At 65.4% G+C, this 5,283-nt stretch carries 4 protein-coding genes; 3 read left to right on the top strand and 1 reads right to left on the bottom strand.

The features are described 5' to 3' along the window. Positions 1-228: 228 nt before the first annotated feature. Positions 229-1,245, bottom strand: coding sequence for a stage II sporulation protein D (spoIID, locus tag HMPREF0372_RS07070; RefSeq protein WP_039996842.1), 1,017 nt, complete (start codon positions 1,243-1,245; stop codon positions 229-231). Between the two features lie 142 nt (positions 1,246-1,387). Here spoIID and HMPREF0372_RS07065 point away from each other — a divergent pair, with 142 nt between their 5' ends. The 3 genes from HMPREF0372_RS07065 to HMPREF0372_RS07055 all read left to right on the top strand — a co-directional run bounded on the left by HMPREF0372_RS07065 (position 1,388) and on the right by HMPREF0372_RS07055 (position 5,248). Further along, the gene (locus HMPREF0372_RS07065; RefSeq protein WP_007490176.1) at positions 1,388-2,755 is read left to right on the top strand and encodes a citrate/2-methylcitrate synthase; all 1,368 of its coding nucleotides are present in this window, start codon (positions 1,388-1,390) and stop codon (positions 2,753-2,755) included. A 3-nt stretch (positions 2,756-2,758) separates the two neighbouring features. Then, on the top strand, positions 2,759-3,349 hold the full coding sequence (locus HMPREF0372_RS07060; protein ID WP_007490175.1) for a TetR/AcrR family transcriptional regulator: 591 nt from the start codon (positions 2,759-2,761) through the stop codon (positions 3,347-3,349). A gap of 123 nt (positions 3,350-3,472) precedes the next feature. Beyond that, positions 3,473-5,248 carry an oleate hydratase gene (locus tag HMPREF0372_RS07055; RefSeq protein WP_007490174.1) on the top strand — a complete coding sequence of 592 codons (1,776 nt, stop codon included), beginning with the start codon at positions 3,473-3,475 and terminating at the stop codon, positions 5,246-5,248. The last annotated feature ends 35 nt before the right edge of the window (positions 5,249-5,283 follow it).

Below are 5,283 nucleotides of genomic sequence, written 5' to 3'. Positions count from 1 at the left end.
GGCGGCATGTGTGCCGCCGGGGCCGCCTCAGCCTGTCAAAAAAGCCTTTTCGACAGGCTGCCAAACTGTTTGAAACTTCAGAAAAGTTTCAAACAGTTATTTTGATCCAACGCGAAAGGGAACCCTGACGGTTCCCTTTCACACTATCCTTCCCTCCGAAATCTTCGGCAGGAGGGTTTATCGATAGCCTCAGGCGGCCCCGGCTGCATGTGCCGCCGGGGCCGCCTGTCACCTCTGGGGCGTATAGGGGGCCACGTCGATGCCGGTGTAATACCACTTCAAAATCTCGTCGTAGGTCTTCCCCTCCTTGGCCAGGGCGTTGGCGCCGTACTGGCTCATGCCCACGCCGTGGCCGTAGCCGGTGACGGAGAAGGTGACCCCATCCGCCGAGGCGGAGACCGTGAAGCTGGTGGAGCGCAGGCCGAACAGGGTGCGCAGGCTTCCACCGCCCACGGTGACGCCGCCGATGTCCACCGTCTCCACCCCGCCGGCGGAATTGGGGACAAGGTTGGCAAACCAGCCCGCCGGCTCGCCGGACAGATCGGCCTGCGGGTACTGGGCCAGCAGCTTGCTTTTGAACTCGTCCAGGGGCACCGTGACGGTGGAGTGGTAGTTGGGCACCTCGTCCCCCTCGGGGCTGTCCACGCTGGTGAGGTAGGGCACCGCGTTGCCCCACACCTCCACCGCGTCCACCGTCCTTCCGGCGGCGGAGGAGAAGAACACCGCCTGGATGGGCTGGCCCTGGAAGAGGGCCGCCATGCCGTCGGTATCCGCCACGGCGGCGGCGATCTTGTCGGTGTAGGTCTGGGCGTTCTCCCCCCAGTTGGCGGCGGCGTCCGCCGGGTCGATGTAGGCCTGGCAGCAGGTGATGTCCGTGCACACGTCGGCGTCCGGGTGGGCCTCCACGGTGCGCTCCATCTTGGAGAGGGTGTAGGTGCGGGCGGCCACTGTCTGGGCCTTGAGGGCCTCCGGCTCAAAGGAGGCGGGCATCTCCGCCGCCACCACCCGCCACAGGTACTTGTCCAGCGGCAGGGTGAGCACCTCCCCGTCCCCCAGGGCCACCCGCACCTGTACCCGGCCGTCCGCCGTCTGGCCGGGGGTGACCACGGTGCGGTCGATGGGCAGGGTGCCGGTGGCGGCGGGGGGCTGGGACGGCCCGGCAAGCGGCTCCTCCCCCAGCAGGAGCAGCGGCAACAGAAACAGGGTGAGCAGCAGCACCAGGGCGGTGGCCACCACCTGCTTCATTCCCCCTCCGCCCCCTCCTTTTTGCAAGTTTTGTTTCAGCATCATTCAGATTTCGCCCGTCCTTGCTTTTTTCAGATTGACTGTTTGATGAAAAGAGAATACAATATGGGACAAATGAAACCAGACAGAGGAGCTGTTGCATATGGACCATGCGGTCAGGGACGCCTCCGCCGACTTTATTGAAAGTCTATGCGCGGAGTACCAGAAGCATAACCAGATCGACCCGGCCTTTTATGAGCGCTACCGCGTCAAGCGGGGCCTGCGCAACGCCGACGGCACCGGCGTCATGGCCGGGGTGACCCAGATCGGCAACGTCATGGGCTATTACGTCCAGGACGGCGAGCGGATTCCCGCCCCCGGCAAGCTGGTGTACCGTGGTATCGACGTGGAGGAGCTGATCAACGGCTTTGTCAGTGAGGGCCGCTTCGGCTTTGAGGAGACCGCCTACCTGCTTCTCTTCGGCGCCCTGCCCACCCGGGCCCAGCTCACCGCCTTTGAGGGACTGCTCTCCGCCCACCGGGCCCTGCCTCCCATGTTCACCGAGGACATGATCCTCAAGGCCCCCAGCCCCGATGTGATGAATAAGCTGGCCCGCTCGGTGCTGGCCCTCTATTCCTATGACGGGCGGCCCGATGACATGTCCCTGCCCAACCAGCTCCGGCAGGCGGTGGAGCTCATTGCCCGCGTGCCGGTGATCGTGGCCCACGCCTTCGCGGCCAAGCGGCACTACTACGACAACGAGTCCCTCTACCTCCACCGGCCCCAGGAGGGGCTGAGCGTGGCGCAGAACTTCCTCTACTCCGTGCGCCACGACAACCGGTACACCGACGAGGAGGCCCGGCTGCTGGATCTGTGCCTGGTGCTCCACGCCGAGCACGGCGGCGGCAACAACTCCGCCTTTGCCTGCCGGGTGCTCTCCTCCTCCGGCACCGACATCTATTCCTCCATCGCGGCGGCGGTGGGCTCCCTGAAGGGTCCCCGCCACGGCGGCGCCAACAAGAAGGTCATGGAGATGTTCGGACACATTGAGGCCGAGGTGTCCGACTGGACGGACGACGACGCGGTGCGGGACTACCTGGGCCGCCTGCTGCGGAAGGAGGCGGGAGACCGCTCGGGCCTCATCTACGGCATGGGCCACGCCATCTACACCCTGTCCGACCCCCGGGCCGTCCTCCTCAAGCGGTTTGCCCGCAGCCTGGCCGAGACCAAGGGCATGCTGGACGAGTTTGAGCTCTTTGAGCGGGTGGAGCGCCTCACCCCCGAGGTGCTGCGCTCCGTCAAGGGGGAGGAGAAGGTGGTGTGCGCCAACGTGGATCTCTTCTCCGGACTGGTTTACAAGATGATGGGCATACCCATGGAGCTCTACACCCCCCTGTTCGCCGTGGCCCGGATGGTGGGCTGGTGCGCCCACCGCATCGAGGAGGTCTGCCAGCCCGCCAACCGCATCATCCGCCCGGCCTACAAGGCGGTGGCCCCCATGCGCGCCTTTGTGCCGCTGGACCAGAGGTGAGCCATGAGCCAGGTGACCAAGCGGGCCCTGGAGGCCTCCCTCAAGAAGCTGCTGCTGGAGCGGCCGCTGGACAAGATCACCGTCACCGACATCGCCGAGGACTGCGGCATCAACCGCATGACCTTCTACTACCACTTCCGGGACATCTACGACCTGGTGGAGTGGGCCTGCCAGGAGGACGCCCGGCGGATACTGGACGGCAAGCGCACCTATACCACCTGGCAGGAGGGGTTCCGCCGGATTCTGGACGGGCTGATCGACAACAGGCCCTTTATCCTCAACGTCTACCGCTCCGTCCGCCGGGAGCAGGTGGAGACCTTTCTCTTTCAGGTCACCCACGGCCTGCTCATGGGCGTGGTGGAGGAGCTGGACCCCCGGGGAGAGGTGCGGGAGGAGGACAAGGCCTTTCTGGCCGACTTCTACAAGTACGCCTTTGTGGGGCTGGTTCTGGACTGGATCCGCACCGGCATGAAGGGAGAGCCGGCGGAGCTGGCCCGCCGGGTAGAGCTGGTGGTTTCGGGCAGCTTTGCCCAGGCGCTGGAGCGCCTGCGGGCGGATTCCGCCCATCAGGCGGGCCCGTTTGATCAAAATTGAGACAGAGGGGCCCCGGTGATGAAACTTCCATCACCGGGGCCCCTCTGCTGATTGCGCCGCCGTTCCGGAGGGGCTATACTGGCCCCAGAATCCAAAGCAACGCTATGAAACGGAGGCATTTTCATGTATTATTCCAGCGGCAATTACGAGGCCTTTGCCCGCCCGGTGAAGCCGGAGGGCGTGGAGCATAAATCGGCCTATCTGGTGGGCTCCGGCCTGGCGGCCCTGACGGCGGCCTGCTATCTGGTGCGGGACGGGCAGATGCCCGGCCGGAACATCCACATCCTGGAGAAGGAGCCCATCGCCGGCGGCGCCTGCGACGGCTGGCACTACGAGGGACTGGGCTACGTCATGCGGGGCGGCCGGGAGATGGACAACCACTTCGAGGTCATGTGGGATCTGTTCCGCTCCATCCCGTCCATCGAGACCGAGGGCGTGTCCGTTCTGGACGAGTACTACTGGCTCAACAAGCGGGATCCCAACTACTCCCTCATGCGGGCCACGGTCAACCGGGGGGAGGACGCCCACACCGACGGCAAGTTCGGCCTGAGCGACCAGGGCGCCATGGAGATCATGAAGCTGTTCTTCACCCCCGACGAGGCCCTGTACGACAGGCCCATCACGGACGTGTTCAGCAGTGCGGTGCTGGAGTCCAACTTCTGGCTCTACTGGCGCACCATGTTCGCCTTTGAGAACTGGCACTCCGCCCTAGAGATGAAGCTCTACCTCAAGCGCTTCATCCACCACGTGGGGGGCCTGCCCGACTTCACCGCCCTGCGCTTCACCCGCTACAACCAGTATGAGTCCATGATCCTGCCCATGCTCAAGTACCTGGAGGCGCACGGCGTCCAGTTCCACTTCAACACCAGGGTGGTGGACGTGGAGTTCGACCTCCGGCCCGGCCGCAAGCAGGCCAGCCGCCTGGTGCTGCTGCGGGACGGGGCGGAGGAGCACATTGATCTGACGGAAAACGACCTGGTGTTCCTCACCCCCGGCGGCTGCGTGGAGAATTCCGCCCTGGGTTCCCAGGATTCCCCCGCCCCCTTCCGGCCGGAGCTGAAGCCCGGCGGCGGCTGGGACATGTGGCGGCGCATCGCCGCGCGGGACCCCGCCTTCGGCCGGCCGGACAAGTTCTGCTCCCAGCCGGAGTTGAGCAACTGGATGAGCGCCACCGTCACCACCCTGGACGACAAAATTCCCCCCTATGTCCAGCGCATCTGCCAGCGGGACCCCTTCTCCGGGAAGGTGGTCACCGGCGGCATCGTCACCGCCAGGGACTCCAACTGGCTGCTGAGCTGGACCTTCAACCGCCAGCCCCAGTTCCGCGACCAGCCCAGGGGGCAGCTCGTTGGGTGGATCTACGGCCTGTTCAGCGACAAGCCGGGCAACTTTGTGAAAAAGCCCATGCGGGAGTGCACCGGGCGGGAGATCTGCATGGAGTGGCTCTACCACATGGGGGTGCCCGAGGGGGAGATTGCGGAGCTGGCCGCCCACAGCGCCAACACCGTCCCCTGCATGATGCCCTACATCACCGCCTTCTTCCTGCCCCGGGCCGCCGGGGACCGGCCCCGCGTCGTCCCCGACGGGGCGGTGAACTTCGCCTTCCTGGGGCAGTTTGCCGAGACGGAGCGGGACACCATCTTTACCACCGAGTACTCCATGCGCACCGGTATGGAGGCGGTCTACACCCTGCTGGACATCGACCGGGGCGTGCCCGAGGTGTGGGGCTCCACCTACGACGTGCGGGATCTGATCAACGCCTCTGTCCAGCTTCGGGATGGCCGCAAGCTCACCGAGCTGGAGCTGAACCCGGCCGAGCGCCTTGCCCTCAAGGCGGTACTCAAAAAGCTCCATGGCACCGACCTGGAGAAGCTGCTCCAGGACTACCACGCCATCTGACCAGACCGGCCCCGGCGCTTTCGAAAAGCGCCGGG

This window comes from Flavonifractor plautii ATCC 29863 (genome assembly GCF_000239295.1).
Classification (GTDB): domain Bacteria; phylum Bacillota; class Clostridia; order Oscillospirales; family Oscillospiraceae; genus Flavonifractor; species Flavonifractor plautii.
The sequence above is the reverse complement of the archived record's forward strand: the minus strand, read 5'-3'. Positions and strand labels throughout refer to the sequence as shown.

Bases quoted from the DNA above. Each gene is read 5' to 3' on its own strand.
- spoIID (WP_039996842.1), bottom strand. From the start codon at position 1,245: ATGAAGCAGGTGGTGGCCACCGCCCTGGTGCTGCTGCTCACCCTGTTT.
- HMPREF0372_RS07065 (WP_007490176.1), top strand. From the start codon at position 1,388: ATGGACCATGCGGTCAGGGACGCCTCCGCCGACTTTATTGAAAGTCTA.
- HMPREF0372_RS07060 (WP_007490175.1), top strand. From the start codon at position 2,759: ATGAGCCAGGTGACCAAGCGGGCCCTGGAGGCCTCCCTCAAGAAGCTG.
- HMPREF0372_RS07055 (WP_007490174.1), top strand. From the start codon at position 3,473: ATGTATTATTCCAGCGGCAATTACGAGGCCTTTGCCCGCCCGGTGAAG.